15 protein-coding genes are annotated in these 16,216 nt (G+C 63.2%); 10 read left to right on the forward strand and 5 right to left on the reverse strand.

What is annotated here, in order from left to right:
* Positions 1 to 309: 309 nt before the first annotated feature.
* From MRS74_RS11585 to xylB, 9 genes are all read left to right on the forward strand, one after another.
* Positions 310 to 1,623 (forward strand): ABC transporter substrate-binding protein, encoded by a 1,314-nt coding sequence (locus tag MRS74_RS11585; protein ID WP_254580449.1) that lies wholly within the window; start codon positions 310 to 312, stop codon positions 1,621 to 1,623.
* 187 nt (positions 1,624 to 1,810) lie between these two features.
* The gene (locus MRS74_RS11590) at positions 1,811 to 2,653 is read left to right on the forward strand and encodes a carbohydrate ABC transporter permease (RefSeq protein WP_254580502.1); all 843 of its coding nucleotides are present in this window, start codon (positions 1,811 to 1,813) and stop codon (positions 2,651 to 2,653) included.
* A gap of 9 nt (positions 2,654 to 2,662) precedes the next feature.
* Positions 2,663 to 3,496 (forward strand): carbohydrate ABC transporter permease, encoded by an 834-nt coding sequence (locus MRS74_RS11595; protein WP_254578486.1) that lies wholly within the window; start codon positions 2,663 to 2,665, stop codon positions 3,494 to 3,496.
* Positions 3,497 to 3,567: 71 nt separating this feature from the next.
* Complete coding sequence (locus MRS74_RS11600) at positions 3,568 to 4,677, forward strand: ABC transporter ATP-binding protein (protein WP_254580450.1); 1,110 nt, start codon at positions 3,568 to 3,570, stop codon at positions 4,675 to 4,677.
* A gap of 51 nt (positions 4,678 to 4,728) precedes the next feature.
* Complete coding sequence (locus MRS74_RS11605; protein ID WP_254580451.1) at positions 4,729 to 6,204, forward strand: mannitol dehydrogenase family protein; 1,476 nt, start codon at positions 4,729 to 4,731, stop codon at positions 6,202 to 6,204.
* 2 nt (positions 6,205 to 6,206) lie between these two features.
* On the forward strand, positions 6,207 to 6,887 hold the full coding sequence (locus MRS74_RS11610) for an HAD family hydrolase (RefSeq protein WP_254580452.1): 681 nt from the start codon (positions 6,207 to 6,209) through the stop codon (positions 6,885 to 6,887).
* Between the two features lie 12 nt (positions 6,888 to 6,899).
* Positions 6,900 to 7,892 (forward strand): transaldolase, encoded by a 993-nt coding sequence (gene tal, locus MRS74_RS11615; RefSeq protein ID WP_254580453.1) that lies wholly within the window; start codon positions 6,900 to 6,902, stop codon positions 7,890 to 7,892.
* Entirely contained in the window at positions 7,889 to 9,922 is a 2,034-nt protein-coding gene (gene tkt / locus MRS74_RS11620) for a transketolase (RefSeq protein ID WP_254580454.1), read from the forward strand. Before tal ends, tkt begins: the two co-directional genes overlap by 4 nt.
* 35 nt (positions 9,923 to 9,957) lie before the next feature.
* Complete coding sequence (gene xylB / locus MRS74_RS11625; protein ID WP_254580503.1) at positions 9,958 to 11,451, forward strand: xylulokinase; 1,494 nt, start codon at positions 9,958 to 9,960, stop codon at positions 11,449 to 11,451.
* Between the two features lie 42 nt (positions 11,452 to 11,493).
* Here xylB and MRS74_RS11630 read toward each other — a convergent pair whose 3' ends face one another.
* Together MRS74_RS11630 and MRS74_RS11635 are read right to left on the reverse strand one after the other, a co-directional pair.
* Positions 11,494 to 12,144 carry a DsbA family protein gene (locus tag MRS74_RS11630; RefSeq protein ID WP_254580455.1) on the reverse strand — a complete coding sequence of 217 codons (651 nt, stop codon included), beginning with the start codon at positions 12,142 to 12,144 and terminating at the stop codon, positions 11,494 to 11,496.
* Positions 12,145 to 12,154: 10 nt separating this feature from the next.
* Positions 12,155 to 12,814, reverse strand: coding sequence for an NAD(P)-dependent oxidoreductase (locus MRS74_RS11635; RefSeq protein ID WP_254580456.1), 660 nt, complete (start codon positions 12,812 to 12,814; stop codon positions 12,155 to 12,157).
* 95 nt (positions 12,815 to 12,909) lie between these two features.
* Between MRS74_RS11635 and MRS74_RS11640 the strand changes: the two genes are divergently transcribed.
* The gene (locus tag MRS74_RS11640; protein ID WP_254580457.1) at positions 12,910 to 13,815 is read left to right on the forward strand and encodes a LysR family transcriptional regulator; all 906 of its coding nucleotides are present in this window, start codon (positions 12,910 to 12,912) and stop codon (positions 13,813 to 13,815) included.
* A 119-nt stretch (positions 13,816 to 13,934) separates the two neighbouring features.
* Here the strand turns inward: MRS74_RS11640 and MRS74_RS11645 are convergent, their stop codons facing one another.
* The 3 genes from MRS74_RS11645 to MRS74_RS11655 all read right to left on the reverse strand — a co-directional run bounded on the left by MRS74_RS11645 (position 13,935) and on the right by MRS74_RS11655 (position 16,123).
* Entirely contained in the window at positions 13,935 to 14,417 is a 483-nt protein-coding gene (locus MRS74_RS11645) for a Crp/Fnr family transcriptional regulator (protein WP_254580458.1), read from the reverse strand.
* Between the two features lie 52 nt (positions 14,418 to 14,469).
* A complete protein-coding gene (locus MRS74_RS11650; protein WP_254580459.1) occupies positions 14,470 to 15,291 on the reverse strand; it encodes an MBL fold metallo-hydrolase in 822 nt (273 codons plus the stop codon).
* A gap of 223 nt (positions 15,292 to 15,514) precedes the next feature.
* On the reverse strand, positions 15,515 to 16,123 hold the full coding sequence (locus tag MRS74_RS11655) for a TetR/AcrR family transcriptional regulator (protein WP_254580460.1): 609 nt from the start codon (positions 16,121 to 16,123) through the stop codon (positions 15,515 to 15,517).
* Between the last annotated feature and the right edge of the window lie 93 nt (positions 16,124 to 16,216).

Consider the following 16,216-nt stretch of genomic DNA (forward strand, 5'->3'; position numbering starts at 1 on the left):
GGCCTCAGACTACCCCAACGCTCATTACCTGTACACTTTGGGATGGCAGTGCTTTTCTTTAAAAGTTTATATAGTGCTGATTATTAAGGTTTTATATTTATTTTTTGATCATTTTTTATTGGCATCTATAGTTGTTGAGTGCAAAAAAGTATAGGAATTGGGTGGTTTTTGCATTTGTTTTGATTCCCCGCGAAGCGTGTAATGGATTCACCCTCGCTCCCCCGCTGTATCACCTGAATGTACAGGGGAGGGTACACAAGAAAGATAATAACAAAGCTGATCGCGGTATCAGCTCAGGAGTGTAACCCAATGAAACAACGTTTGATTCCCTCGCTGCTTGTCTCGTCTATGGCACTGGCGTCCCTGGGGGCACAGGCCGCCACCGTCACCATCGGCACTGTCAACAACGGCGACATGATCCGCATGCAGGAACTGTCCGGCGCCTTTGAACAGGCCCATCCCGATATCAAGCTGGAATGGGTGGTACTGGAGGAGAACGTGCTGCGTCAGCGTCTGACCACCGATATCGCCACCGGCGGTGGGCAGTTCGATGTCATGACCATCGGCATGTATGAAGCCCCCATCTGGGGCAAGAAAGGCTGGCTGGCACCGATGGATAATCTGCCGGCCGACTACGATCTGGCGGATATCTTCCCGTCGGTGCGCAACGGCCTGTCGTCCGAGGGCACCCTCTACGGGTTGCCGTTCTATTCCGAAAGCTCCATGACCTATTACCGTACCGACCTGTTCGAGGCCGCGGGCCTGAGCATGCCGGAGCAGCCGAGCTGGGATCAGGTACGTGATTTTGCCAAGGCACTGCATAAGCCTGCGCAGGAGCAGTACGGTATCTGCCTGCGCGGCAAGGCGGGCTGGGGCGAGAACATGGCGCTGGTCAGTGCCATGTCCAATGCCTTTGGCGCACGCTGGTTCGATGAGCAGTGGAAGCCGGAGTTCAACGGCAGCGCCTGGAAAGACACCATCAGCTTCTATGTTGATCTGCTGGGCAATTACGGGCCTCCGGGCGCCTCATCCAACGGCTTTAACGAGAACCTGGCGCTGTTCAACTCCGGCAAATGTGCCATCTGGGTCGATGCCACCGTGGCCGGCTCCTTCGTCACCGATGCATCCCAGAGCAAGGTGACCGACAAGGTCGGTTTTGCACTGGCGCCGCAGCAGGTCACCACCAAGGGTGCCGGCTGGCTCTGGTCCTGGGGTCTGGCAATTCCGGCCAGCTCCGATGCCAAGGACGCCGCCAAGGCCTTCGCGACCTGGGCCACCTCCAAGGAGTACAGCCAGCTGGTGGCCGATAAGTTCGGCATTGCCGCCATGCCGCCGGGCAGCCGCGCCTCCACCTATGCCAATGCCGAGTACATGGCGGCCGCACCCTTCGCCGCCAAAACGCTGGAGTCCATGGACCGCGCTGATCCCGATGACTCCACCCTCAAGCCCTCGCCCTATACCGGCATCCAGTTTGCGGCCATTCCGGAGTTCCAGTCCATTGCCACCCAGGTGGGCAAGCTGGTGTCCGGTGCCCTGGCCGGCAGCATGACGGTGGACGAAGCCCTGTCCAGCTCGCAGTCCGTCACCGAGCGCGAGATGAAGCGCGCCCGCTACTACCAGTAAACCGCTGCGGACAGGCACCGTTCGGTGCCTGTCCGTCCGACACAGCCGTGTCGGCCCTTCTAATAACACAAAATGAGCACTTCCCATGAGCATCTCAAGTCTGCCAGCCGAGGGGACGGCGCACGCCTCGGCCCCCCCCGTAACCGTGCATGAAGAGCGTCAGCGACAGAGCCGCCTCAGCCTGGCCATGGTGTCACCCTCAGTGGCAGTACTGCTGATCTGGATGGCGGTTCCGCTGGCCATGACCATCTATTTTTCCCTGATTCGCTACAACCTGCTGTACCCGGGCGATAACGACTTTGTCGGCCTGGAGAATTATTACTTCTTTCTGACCGACGAAGGCTTTACCGCCGGCATGACGAACACCCTGTTGCTGGTGTGCTCGGTACTGCTGATCAGTGTCGTCGTCGGGGTACTGATTGCGGTGCTGGTGGATACCTCCTTCTGGGGCCGCGGCATCGTGCGGGTACTGCTGATTTCGCCGTTCTTCATCATGCCCACCGTAAGTGCGCTGGTGTGGAAGAACCTGCTGTTGCACCCGGTGTCCGGCGTGTTCGCCGCCGTCTGGCGCTTCTTTGGTGCCGAGCCCATCGACTGGTTCGCCACCTATCCGATGGAAGCCATCATCCTGATCGTGTCCTGGCAGTGGGTGCCCTTCGCCGTCCTGCTGCTGATGACCGCCATGCAGTCGCTGGACCAGGAACAGAAGGATGCGGCCCGCCTCGATGGCGCCGGGCCCGTCGCCATCTTCTGGCACATCACCCTGCCACACCTGGCGCGGCCGATCGCCGTGGTGGTGATGATCGAGACCATCTTCCTGCTGTCGATCTTCGCCGAGATCTTTACCACCACCGGGGGTGGCCCGGGCTACGAGACCACCAACCTGGCCTACCTGATTTACAGCCAGGCACTGCTGCAGTTCGATGTCGGCCTGGCCTCGGCCGGCGGCCTGGTGGCGGTACTGCTCGCCAACATAGCGGCCTTCATCCTGATCCGGATGATCGGCAAGAACCTTACAGATAAAGGGTAGGAGATTACCATGCTGACACTCAAACAAGGCCGCCAACTGCAGACCGTACTGCTCGGCACCCTGGCCTGGCTGGTGGCGCTGACCATCTTCTTCCCGATCTTCTGGATGATACTGACCAGCTTCAAGACCGAGATCGACGCCTTCGCCACGCCGCCGCAGCTGTTCTTCACGCCGACGCTGGAGAACTACCTGCATATCGATGCGCGTAGCGACTACTTCCACTTCGCCTGGAACTCGGTGGTGGTGTCCTTTGGCTCGACCCTGCTGGGCATGCTGCTGGCGGTGCCGGCGGCCTACTCCATGGCGTTCTTCGAGACCAAGCGCACCAAGTCGACGCTGCTGTGGATGCTGTCCACCAAGATGCTGCCGCCGGTCGGCGTGCTGGTGCCCATCTACCTGATCTTCAAGGATTTTGGCCTGCTGGATACCAAATTCGGCCTGGTGCTGATCTACACCCTGATCAACCTGCCGATCATGGTCTGGATGGTGTACACCTACTTCAAGGAAATCCCCAAGGACATTCTCGAAGCGGCCCGCCTGGACGGCGCCACCGCGCTGCAGGAAATCTACCGGGTACTGCTGCCCATCAGCAAGGGCGGTCTGGCCTCGACGGTGCTGCTCTCCCTGATCCTGAGCTGGAACGAAGCCTTCTGGTCGCTCAACCTGACCGCCTCGTCCGCCGCGCCGCTGACCGCGCTGGTGGCCTCCTACTCCAGTCCCGAAGGGCTCTTCTGGGCCAAGCTGTCGGCCGTATCGACGCTCGCCTGTGCCCCGATCCTGATCTTCGGCTGGCTGAGCCAGAAGCAGCTGGTGCGCGGTCTGTCCTTCGGCGCCGTGAAATAAATAATAACAACACGCTGACTAACGCTGCTGTGACCAAACCGGCGGCGCTCAATAAGAAAGAGGTTTTCCCCATGTCCGATCTGACCATTCGCAACCTGAAAAAAAGCTTCGACGATACCCACATCATCAAGGGCATCGACCTGGATATAAAGGATCACGAATTCGTGGTGTTTGTCGGCCCCTCCGGCTGCGGCAAGTCGACCCTGCTGCGCCTGATCGCCGGGCTCGAAGAAGTCACCAGCGGCAGCATCCAGCTGGATGAGCGCGACATCACCGACGTGGCGCCGGCCAAGCGCGACCTGGCCATGGTATTCCAGTCCTACGCCCTCTATCCGCACATGACGGTGCGCAAGAACATGTCCTTTGCCCTGGACCTGGCCGGCATCGACAAGGCCGAAATCCAGCGCAAGGTCGAGGACGCCGCCAAGGTGCTGGAACTTGGCCCCTTGCTGGAGCGCAAGCCCAAGGCCCTGTCCGGCGGTCAGCGCCAGCGTGTGGCCATCGGCCGTTCCATCGTGCGCAATCCCAAGATCTTCCTGTTCGACGAACCCCTGTCCAACCTCGATGCCGCGCTGCGCGTGCTGATGCGCCTCGAACTGGCGCGGCTGCACAAGGAACTCAACGCCACCATGATCTACGTCACCCACGACCAGGTCGAGGCCATGACCCTGGCCGACAAGGTGGTCGTACTCAATGCCGGGCGCGTGGAACAGGTCGGCTCGCCGCTGGAACTCTATCACCACCCGGTGAACCAGTTCGTGGCCGGCTTTATCGGCACGCCGAAAATGGCCTTCCTCAAGGGCACCGTCAAGGCGGTCAGCAACGCCGGCGTCACCGTGGCGCTGGACTGCGGCCCGCACTACCAGCTGCCGCACCAGAGCACCAGTCTCAAGCCAGGGGATGACATCACCTTCGGCATCCGGCCGGAAAACATCGAGGTGGTCGGCGCCGATCAGAGCCCGTTCAAGGTGCGCCTGGATGTCACCGAGCACCTGGGTGCCGACACCTACTGCTACATCAAGCTGGCCAATGGCGAAATGATGACCGTGCGCGCGCCGGGGGATTTTATGGCCGATTATGGCCAGAACGCCGGCCTGCTGCCGGACCTGTCCCAGGCGCACCTGTTCGATGCCAGCGGCAAGACCATCCCGCGCCCGCGCACCCCGGCCCAGGCGGCCTGAGCCCTTCAACAGACTCGATCCGGGCTTTTGCGGCCCGAGGTAACGGATATCATGAAACTGAATGCTGAAAATTTGTCGTCGCTGCCTGCCAGGGTGCTGCGCCCGGGCTATGACCGCAGCCAGGTCCGCCAGGGCATCGTGCACATAGGCGTAGGTGGTTTTCACCGCGCCCACGAGGCCGTCTATACAGAACGGCTGCTGAATCAGGGCATGGCTAACGACTGGGGCATCTGCGGTGTCGGGCTGCGCGCCGAAGACCGAGCCATGCAGTCGGCACTGGCTGCACAGGATTATCTCTATACCCTGGTGGAGCTGGGTGAGGGCGCGGACACCGGGGTACAGGTGATCGGTGCCATCGGCGATTTCCTGCTGGCCGACGATGGCGCCGAGGCCCTGATCGCCAGGCTGGCGTCCCCCGAGACCCGCATTGTCTCGCTGACCGTGACCGAAGGCGGCTACTGCACCGATGACAGCACCGGCGAGTTCAACGCCAGCCTGCCGCAGATTCGCCACGACCTGGAACATCCCCAGAGCCCCATCAGCCTGTTTGGCTTTCTGGCCGAAGCACTGATGCGCCGCCGGGATGCCGGTATCGCACCCTTTACGCTGATGTCGTGCGATAACCTGCCGCACAATGGCAACGTGGCCCGCAATGCCCTGCTGGGATTCTGCGCGCTGCGTGATCGCGCGCTGCATGACTGGGTTGCCACCCAGGTCAGTTTCCCCAACGCCATGGTGGATCGCATCACCCCCATGACCAGCGATAGCCACCGCGCCCAGCTGCAGGCCGATACCGGCATTGAAGATCGCTGGCCGGTGGTGGCGGAACCCTTTATTCAGTGGGTACTGGAAGACAAGTTCTGCAACGGCCGTCCCGCATGGGAGCAGGTCGGGGTGCAGTTCACCGATGATGTAACGCCCTACGAGGAAATGAAGATTGGGCTGCTTAACGGCGCCCACCTGGCCATGGCCTACCTGGGGGCCTTGCTGGGCCATCAGTATGCCCACGAAACCATGCAGGATTCCCAGCTGCGCCGCTATGTGCGCCGCTACATGGATGAGGATGTCACGCCGCTGCTGGTCGAGGTGCCGGGCATTGATCTGACCGAGTACAAGGACACCCTGATCGAGCGTTTCTCCAATACCGCGATCTGCGATCAGGTCAGCCGCCTCTGTTCCGATGGCTCATCCAAGTTTCCCAAATTTGTGCTGCCGACCCTGCTGGGGCAGATTGAACAGGGCAGGGCGCTGGATCGCACCGCACTGATCATCGCCGCCTGGTGTCATTATCTCAGGGGCGTGGACGAGCAGGGCAATCACTATACGATTCCCGATCCGCGGGCCGCCTGGCTGGCGCAGGCCATCAGCGATGCGGACCGGCTGTGCGAAAACTTCCTCGCGCTGGACGACGTATTCGGCCAGCGTATTCCGCAGTCCGCTGCCTTTGTACAGGCGTTCAGGCGCCAGCTGGAACGGCTGCAAACCCTGGGGGTACGCGCCACCCTCGATCTGGTCATGGCGGACTAAGCATGCCTGTGGGTACAAAGCGGTTTGCGATTTTCGACATGGACGGCTTGCTGATCGACTCCGAGCCGCTCTGGCTGGCGGCCCAGAAAGCCCAGCTGCGCATGCTGTACGACCTTGAGGTGCCGCAGGCTGAACTGCTGGCGTTTCAGGGCACCAGCACGACGGAATTCTGCGCCAGCATGGCCCGTCGACATGCCAGCCTCGGCGTTGACGCCCAGCAACTGCTGACGGCCATGCTGGCGCACATGAGCGCAGCGATACAGGGTGCGCCCCTGATGCCGGGGGCGCTGGCGCTGCTGCGACAACTGTCGCAACAGGGTATCGATCTGGCGATCGCATCCTCATCGCCACTGCACTTTATCGAGGCGGTCGTGCATACCCACAACTTGCCCGTGTCGGTATTTGCCTCAGGGCTGGAGGTGCCGCGCTCCAAGCCGCACCCGGCGGTATTCGAACTGGCCGCCACGCGGCTGGGCGCAGGCTCGCCCGCGCAGTGCTGGGTCTGGGAAGACTCGATCAACGGGGTGATTGCCGCCCGGGCCGCCGGCATGCAGGTCATCGCCGTACCGGACCGGGCACACCCGCAGCCTGAACAGTTCGCCATTGCACATCACATTCATTCATCGCTGCTGGACAGCCTGGGCCTCGATGGCCGCGTGACTGTCTGGCAGGACAGAACTTAACGAGGGTCCCACATGGCCAGTCTGCTGGAACAACTCAAACAACAGAGCACCGTAGTTGCCGATACTGGCGACCTGGATACCATCCGCCGCTTTTCGCCGCAGGATGCCACCACCAACCCGTCGCTGATTCTCAAGGCTGTGCAGTCGGGCAGTTACGATGCCCAGGTGCAGGCCATACTGTACGGCGTGCGCGATCACGCCGGCACCCTGGACGAGGCCGTCGACGAGGCCTGCGATCGCCTGGTGGTGGCCATGGGCACTCTGATCCTGGCGCAGGTGCCGGGCCGGGTCTCCACCGAGGTGAACGCACGGCTGTCGTTCGATACCGCAGCCAGTCTTGCCAAGGCGCGCCGGCTGGTCGAACTCTATGCCCAGGCGGGCATCCCGCGCGAGCGTATCCTGATCAAGCTGGCCTCCACCTGGGAAGGCATCCGTGCCGCCGAGGTGCTGGAAAAAGAGGGCATTCAGTGCAACCTCACGCTGATCTTCAGCTTTGCCCAGGCCCGCGCCTGCGCCGAAGCCGGTGCCTTCCTGATTTCGCCCTTTGTCGGCCGCATTCTGGACTGGTACCGCAAGGCAGACCCGGAGCGCAGCTATGCCCCGGCCGATGAGCCCGGGGTGCTGTCGGTGCAACGCATCTACCGCTATTTCCGCGAGCGTGCCTACCCCACGGTGGTCATGGGGGCGAGCTTTCGCAACAGCGGCGAGATCCTGGCGCTGGCCGGTTGCGATCGCCTGACCATCAGCCCGGCGCTGCTGGAGGAGCTGGCCCATACCGACGGGACGGTCGAGCGGGTGCTGGCCGACAGCGGTGAGCGTGCCGAGCGCCCGGCGCCCCTCCGGGAAGCGGATTTTCGCTGGGACATGAACGAGGATGCCATGGCTACCGAAAAGCTGGCCGACGGTATTCGGGGTTTTGAGGCCGATCAGCTGAAACTCGAAGCCCTGCTGCGCGAACAGCTGGCCGCCATTCAGGCGCCCGCAGGCCGGGGAGAACAGGCATGAATGTGGCCGCAACAGACCTGAGCCGACGGACCCTTGCCAATGCGCTGCGGGTGCTGAGCATGGATGCGGTACAGCAGGCGGGCTCCGGCCATCCCGGCGCCCCCATGGGCATGGCGGACATCGCCGAGGTGCTGTGGCGCGATGAGCTGCGGCACAACCCGGCCAATCCCGCCTGGCCCAATCGCGACCGCTTCGTGCTGTCCAACGGCCATGGCTCCATGCTGCTTTACAGCCTGCTGCATCTGAGCGGCTATGACCTGCCGATGGAGGAGCTGAAAAACTTCCGCCAGCTGCATTCACGTACTCCCGGCCATCCCGAATACGGCCTTACGCCGGGGGTCGAGACCACCACAGGTCCGCTGGGACAGGGCTTGGCCAATGCGGTGGGCATGGCGCTGGCCGAGCAGGTCCTGGCGGCGCAGTTCAACCGCCCCGGCCACGATCTTATCGATCACCACACCTATGCCTTTGTCGGCGATGGCTGCCTGATGGAGGGCATCTCCCACGAAGTCTGCTCGCTGGCCGGCACCCTGGGCCTGGGCAAGCTGGTTGTGATCTATGACGACAACGGCATCTCCATCGATGGCGAGGTGGAAGGCTGGTTCAGCGACGATACGCCGGCCCGTTTTCGCGCCTACGGCTGGCAGGTGATCGAGGCCGTGGACGGTCACGATGCCGCGGCGATTCAGCATGCGCTGAGCGATGCGCGGCACAACAGCACCCAGCCAAGCCTGATCTGCTGCAAGACGACCATCGGATTTGGTGCGCCCACCAAGGCCGGCAGCCATGAATGTCACGGTGCCCCCCTGGGCGCCGCCGAGGTCGCGGCCACCCGCACGGCTCTGGGCTGGCCCTATGGGCCCTTCGAGGTGCCACAAGCCGTCTATGCCGGCTGGAATGCCCGCGAGCGCGGTGCTGCGCTGGAGCATGGCTGGCAGCAGCGCCTTGAGGCGTATAGTGCCGCGCACCCCGCGCTTGCCGCCGAACTGGAGCGCCGTCTGGCCGGTGATCTGCCGGCGGACTGGGATCGACTGCACAACGACCTGATCGAGCGCACCCAGAAGGCCGCCCGCACCCAGGCCAGTCGCAAGAGCTCGCAGCAGCTGCTCGAAGCCCTGGGGCCTGTATTGCCGGAACTGCTGGGCGGCTCGGCGGATCTGGCACCGTCCAACCTGACCCAGTGGTCGGGCTCAAGATCCATCTCGGTGGAGGAGCGAGGCGGCAACTATATCCACTATGGCGTGCGCGAGTTTGGCATGAGCGCCATCATGAACGGTCTGGCGCTGCACGGCGGCTTTATTCCCTACGGTGGCACTTTCCTGATGTTTACCGAATATGCCCGCAATGCCGTGCGCATGGCGGCGCTGATGGGAATACGCAACATCTTTGTCTACACCCATGACTCCATTGGTCTGGGGGAAGATGGCCCGACCCATCAGCCGATCGAGCAGCTGCCGAGCCTGCGCCTGACGCCCAATCTGGATACCTGGCGTCCCTGCGACGACACCGAAACCGCGGTGGCCTGGTGCTGCGCCCTGGAACGCACAGAGGGCCCGAGCGCCCTGGTGCTGTCGCGCCAGAGCCTGCCGGCCGAGGCGCGCACCCCGGCGCAGCTGCAGGCGATCCGCCGCGGCGGCTATGTGCTGCGCGACTGTGACGGCACGCCTGCGCTGCTACTGCTGGCCACCGGCTCCGAGGTTGCGCTGGCGCTGGCCGGTGCCGAGGAACTGAGTGCCCAGGGCGTGGCGGTGCGGGTGGTGTCGCTGCCCTGTGTCGAGCGTTTTGAGCGCCAAGACCAGAACTACCGCGATGCGGTGCTGCCGCCCGGCGTGCGGGCGAGGCTGGCGATCGAACTGGCGCAGCCGGATGGCTGGTATCGCTACGTAGGCCTGGATGGCGCGGTCATGGGCATGCGCACCTTCGGCGAGTCGGCCCCGGCCGAGGATCTGATGCGGCATTTCGGCTTTACGGTGCCGCGGCTGGTGGAAACAGCGCAAGCCGTGCTGGCGATGCAGAAGACGGGGCTGTAGCTATGGTAGCTATGAATGAAGGCATGAATCAGGGCATGTATCTGGGTATTGATTGCGGCACCCAAGGCACCAAGGTGGTGATCCTGGATGCCGAGCAGGGTGCCATCCGGGGCGAGGGCTATGCGCCCCATGCGCTGATCAGCGAGGCTGGCGGGCGGCGCGAGCAGGAACCCCAGTGGTGGATCGACGCCTTCGAACAGGCGTACCGCCAGGCGCTGGGCCAGGCCCGTATAGATAGCCGGGCCATTCGCGGCATCGGTGTATCGGGGCAGCAGCATGGCCTGGTGGTGCTGGATGCCAGCGGCGAGGTGATCCGCCCGGCCAAGCTCTGGTGCGATACCGAAACCGCGCCGCAAAATGCGCAGCTGCTGGATTTGCTCGGTGGCGAAGAGGGCTCCATGGCGCGTCTGGGGCTGGTGCTGGCCACCGGTTACACCCTGTCCAAGCTGCTCTGGCTCAAGCAGCACGAACCCGAGTCCTTTGCTCGCATTGCGCATATCATGCTGCCCCACGACTACATCAACTACTGGCTCAGCGGTGAGATCGCCGCCGAGTACGGTGATGCCTCGGGTACCGGCTATTTCGATATCCGTAGCCGCTGCTGGGTGCCGGACGTGCTGGCGCTGATCGCCCCGGATGGCGCCCTGGAGCGGGCACTGCCGCCGCTGCGCCAGGCGCATGAGCCGGTGGGGCGGGTCAGGCCCCGGGTCGCCGCGCGGCTGGGCCTGGGGGACCGGGTGCTGGTGTCCAGCGGCGGCGGTGACAACATGATGGGCGCCATCGGCACCGGCAACATTGCAGACGGCATTGTGACCCTGAGTCTCGGCACCTCCGGTACTGTCTATGCCTGTACCGACCGGACTCCGGCGCAGCCATCTGCGCTGCTGGCGCCTTTTTGCTCGTCCAGCAATGGCTGGCTGCCGCTGATCTGCACCATGAACCTGACCTCGGCCGCCAATGCGGTGCGTGAGCTCTTCGGGCTGGATCTGAACGACTTCAATGCGCAGGCGGCACGGGCCCCCATCGGCTGTGAAGGCATAAGCCTGCTGCCGTTTTTCAATGGCGAACGGGTGCCGGCACTGCCGGATGCCAGCGGCAGCCTGCTGGGGCTGAACATGCAGAACCTGACGCCGGCCAACCTGTGCCGTGCGGTGCTGGAGGGCACCAGCTTTGGCCTGCGCTACGGGCTGGACCTGATGCGTGAAGCCGGTATTGAGGTACAGCAGATTCGCCTGATCGGCGGTGGTGCCAAAAGTGCCTTTTGGCGCCAGATGGTGGCGGACATCATGCAGGTGCCGGTGATCTGCCCGCGCATCGGCGAGGCGGCGGCGCTGGGCGGTGCGATCCAGGCGCTCTGGTGTGACAGCCGTACCAACGGGCCGGGCGTTTCGCTGCAATCCCTCTGTGATCGCTATGTGGCACTGGATGAAAGCAGTGCCCTGAAGCCGGACCCGGTGGCTGTCGCGGCGTACGAAACGGCCTATGCTCTTTACCGCGAACGCCTTGGCAGCCTCCACCCCGGCGCCTGATGCCCCGTTGACCTGTGCCGCAGCCGGCTGTTTAGCCGGTTGTCAGGAGGCAGACTCGGTCTGTAGCTGCGCCTGCAGCCGGTCGGCAAAATCCTCGGGGTGACCGTAGCAGCGGCTGTGATCCAGTCGGAGCAGCCGGTCGCCCTGTTGCAGCACTAAGGTCGGGTAACCAGCGGCGCCGGTGCGGGCCATCAGCTGTGCCGTCTGTGCCAGGTGAGGTTCGACACCGGCAGCGAGCTGCGCGGCGTAAGCGCGCTCGAATGCCGGGGCGGACAGCCCGACGGACTGCGCCAGCGTTAGCAGCGTATCCGGCTCGCTGACCCGCCGCCCGTGCTGGTAATGCGCCTGCTGGATCGCCCGAAGCATTGCCACGGCGCTGCCGGGTTCGAGCCGCGCGACGGTCAGGATGGCGGCGATCAGCGGTGGCGAGTCGAGCCGTGCGGCGGGATCGTTCAGCAGGCCCTGCAGGTAGGGCTCGCCAAAGGGCTGGCCGCTGAGGCGGGCAATACGGGCGTCGTGCTCGCGAATGTGTGTCGCCAGCCCGGGCGTAATGCGCTGGCCGGAAAAAAGGCCGCCGCCGTGCAACCGGATCGGCAGCTCCGGCAGGCGACGGGCCACTGCATCCAGCAGCGGGGCGGCGGCATAGCACCAGCCGCACAGGGGGTCGTAGAGATAATGCAGCTGTGCATGCATGGGTGATCCCTCAGTAACCGACGGTAAAGCGCTGGCGACGGTGGGCCGGGCGTTCCAGCTCGTCGAGCATGGCCACCGCATAGTCCTCGACCGAAATCCGGCTCTGGCCTTCGCCATCCAGCAGCAGCTGATCGCCGCCCAGACGAAACTGTGCGGTACGCTCGCCCGGGGCGATCAGGGCAGAGGGTGACAGGAGGGTCCAGTCGAGGTCCGCTTCGTCGCGCAACAGTGCAAGCGCAGTACGTGCTCCCTCGGCGGTTTCCCGGTACTCGGCCGGGAACTCTGGCGTATCGAGCAACTGCACACCGGGGGCGACCTCCAGACTGCCGGCGCCGCCCACTACCAGCAGCCGTGGCACGCCGGCCGCCTTGCTGGCCGCGATGATCGAGCGGATGCCACGTTCGTAGTAGGCCTGGACAGCATCCTGCCGGTGACCGCTGAAGGCGCTGATCACGACGTCCTGGCCGGCCAGCTGCTCGCTCAGGGCCCGGGTATCGGCAACATCGATTTTAATGCCGCTCAGGCCGCTGGCCGGGGCCAGTTTCTCCGGGCGGCTGACCAGGCCCTTGACCCGGTGTCCGCGTTGCAGGGCTTCGTTCAGCAGTGCCGAGCCGATAAATCCGCTGGCACCGATCAGGGCAATATTCATCTTGTCTATCTCCATCGTCATTCATAGAAGATCCGATTGTAGAGAAGTTGATTGATTTGATAATCGTCACAAAATATAAATGACTGTTATTGATTCGTTAACAGTAGGGATTTCAGGTGAAGATCGTCAAATCTCCGGATCTCAACAGCCTGAGGGTATTCGTGGCCGTGGCCGAAGCCGGTGGCTTTACCGCTGCTGCACAGCGGCTGAGCATCGCCAAGTCCAGGGTCAGCCTGCAGATCAGCCAGCTTGAAAAGACCCTGGGCGTGCAGCTGTTTCATCGCACCACCCGGCAGGTGTCGCTGACCCGGGCCGGAGACAGCCTGCTGGCCGAATCCGCACCGTTGCTCAGTGGCCTGCAGGATGTGCTGGAGCAGGCCGGGCGTGACAGTGTCGAGCTGAACGGTGTCCTCAGAATCAGTGCCCCGGTCGATTTTGCCGTGCAAACGCTGGCACCGCTGGTCAGCGAATTTGCCACGCGGCATCCGCGGTTGCAGCTCGAGCTCTGCTCGAGCGACCGCATTCTCGACCCGGTGCGCGAGGGGATCGATCTCTCGTTCCGGGTGGGCTGGCTGCAGGACTCATCGCAACGGGCGGTCAAGCTGCGGGACTTCGATCAGTACCTGGTGGCGGCGCCATCTTACCTGGCGCGTGCCGGCAGACCCGAGTCGCCGGCACAGCTGGGCGCTCACGCCTGGCTGGCGCTGACCCTGCTGCGCTCGCCGCTGACCTGGACATTCGAGGCCGCCGACGGCGCCTGCGAGCGGGTTCAGCTGCAGTCGGCGCTGAAGGTCGACTCGGCGACCGTGCTGCGCGCGCTGCTGCTGCAGGGGGCGGGCATCTCGGTGCTGGATCAGCCCAGCGCGCAGGAAGCGCTTGCGACTGGCCGGCTGGTGCGGTTGCTCGAGGGCTGGTCACTGCCCCAGGGGGGTATCCATGCGGTCTACCCGCCCGGGCGTTACACGTCCGTGAAAGCGCGCGCCTTTGTCGATTTCTGCCGCGGTTTCCTTTCACCGGGCTGAGAAGGCATGCCGGCGGGCCGTCGATGAGTTCGGATGAAAGCCGTCTTTTTCGTGCAGGACGCTGGCGCGGACCGGTGGTACGTCCTTGACTTCAAGTTTCCGGTGGCCCGGTTCGACCGTCATGTGGGGTGGAAACCGTCCTTTTCGTGCAGGACGCTGGCGCGGAACAGCAGGTCGTTGACTTCGCGCAGCCGGCGGCTCAGTTCGCGGCCCAGGTTCATGTAGATCATGGTGAACTGGGCGGGGTCCTTTTCATACAGCTGTTGCAGGCCGGTTGCCGAAAGCTCGATGGCGCGGCTGTCGTCCAGAGCCCGCACGCTGGCGCTGCGGGGGCAGAAGTCGATCAGCGCCATTTCTCCAAAACAGTCGCCCTGGCCCATGGTACTGATCCGGTAGTCCTGGCCGTGCCAGTGGCGCAGTATCTCGACCTTGCCCTGTTCCAGCACGTACAGCTCCTCGGCCTTGTCACCTTCATGGAAGAAATAGTCGTTGGCCTGACAGGTCACGATACGGGTGCTTTGCAGCAGAAACTCCAGTACCTCATCGGTAATGCCACCGAAGATCGGCATCTGCTGCAGCAAACTGAGCCGGGTGTCGGACATGGTGGTGTTCTCGCTCCTGTGTCATTTCAGGTGATGGAGATGGCACGCACATTCAGGGTTTCAGGACCTGCCCCTCGCGTGCCACCACAGATCCGGGTCGTCGCCGCTGCAACTCGTCATCAAGCTGTTGCAGCTGTGCGTCGGTGCGGTCGGGGGCATGGTGAAAGACCACCAGGTTGCGTACGTTGGCCTGTTCACACAGCGCCAGACCCGATTCCCAGGTGGAGTGTCCCCAGCCGCGGTGAGTCGGGTAGTCCTGGTCGTTGTAGGTGGCGTCGTAGATAACGATATCGGCGCCCTGGATCAGCTGCAGGATGTTGGCATCCAGCCCCTGCTCGGGATGTTCGGTGTCGGTGACATAGCAGACTGAACGGCCATCGTAATCGATGCGGTAGGCGGTTGCGCCGTCGGGATGATTCAGCGCTGTAGTGCGGATATGCACGGCCCCGCCGGGATTAAGGGTATCGCCGGCGCTGAAGTCCTCAAAGCGGATGCGGGCCGACATCCGCTGCAGCGGTACCGGAAAAAACGGCGGCTGCAGATACTGCTGCAGGGCCGCTTCAATACCGCCCTGACAATCGCCGGCCCAGATGCGCAGGCTATTGCGGCCATCATAGGCCGGGGCAAAAAAGGGCAGGCCCAGAATGTGATCGTAGTGCAGGTGGCTGAGCAGCAACTCGGCCTCGATAGGACCGTCCGCCAGCAGGCTGTCACCCAGTCCCAGCAGGCCGCTGCCGGCATCCAGAATCAGCAGACGGTCGCCGGCGCGTACCTCCACACAGGAGGTATTGCCGCCAAAGTGCAGGGTGCCCTGTCCCGGGCAGGGGATTGATCCCCGCACACCCCAGAACCGGACATAAAAATCTCCAGCCATGTTTGCCTCGTCGTATCCGCTACCTGATATCCAGTGTAGGAGCTGCAGCGCCAATTGGCGCTACTACGGACCTAAAGGGCAGGGCACGCCGGGCTGGCGGCGGGCGCCAGGGTCAGGCAGGGTGCCAGGCGGGGTCGTCGCGCAGGAACATCTACAGCTGCATCTGCAGCCCGCCCTGCACCGTTTTAAGGGCGTCTCAAGGTCAGGCGTCTTGTCAGGCAGTTCAGGCCGCGTAGGCCCGCAGAAACATGGTTACGCAGTTTTCCAGGTAGCGCTGGTGTTCGCTGTCCGCAATGGGCTGGCCGGTATTGAGTTCGAGTTGCATCTGCCGTTCACCCTGCACCATTTTCAGGAACTGCACCGCGGCGAAGCGGGTATCGGGGACCTGCAGCCGCCCGAGCGAGTCGAGTTGGGCCAGCAGCTCGCTCATCATGCCGGTCAGGTGCGCGGGGCCGGCGTTATAAAACAGCCGAGACAGCTCAGGGTAGGTTTCGGCTTCGGCCATGCAGGTGCGCAGCACCTGGATAGCCTCCCGGGACTGGATCAGCGCAGTAAACTGGCGGGCGATCTCCAGCAGCTGTTGATGCAATTCGGGCTGTGGCTCAAACAGGTCCGGCGTAATGGAGTGGGCCGCACACTTGCAGCCCACCGCGCCCACAAAGAGATCTTCCTTGTTGCCGAAGTGGCTGTAGACGGTCTGTTTGGAGACGCCGGCGAGCTTGGCTATCTGGTCCATGCTGGTATTGGAGAATCCCTGCTCGGTAAACAGCTCTACCGCCGCATCCAGTATCAGGACACGCTTTTCTTCGCTCTTGGTTCTGGTTTTGCTCATCGGACACCATAAATCATACTGGACAGTCTAGTTTAACGAGCCTAAACTTCTGCTCATTACTAGACTAGACAGTCCAGTCTTTCGAGTTCATCT

Source organism: Marinobacterium sedimentorum (assembly GCF_024267675.1).
GTDB lineage: Bacteria > Pseudomonadota > Gammaproteobacteria > Pseudomonadales > Balneatricaceae > Marinobacterium_A > Marinobacterium_A sedimentorum.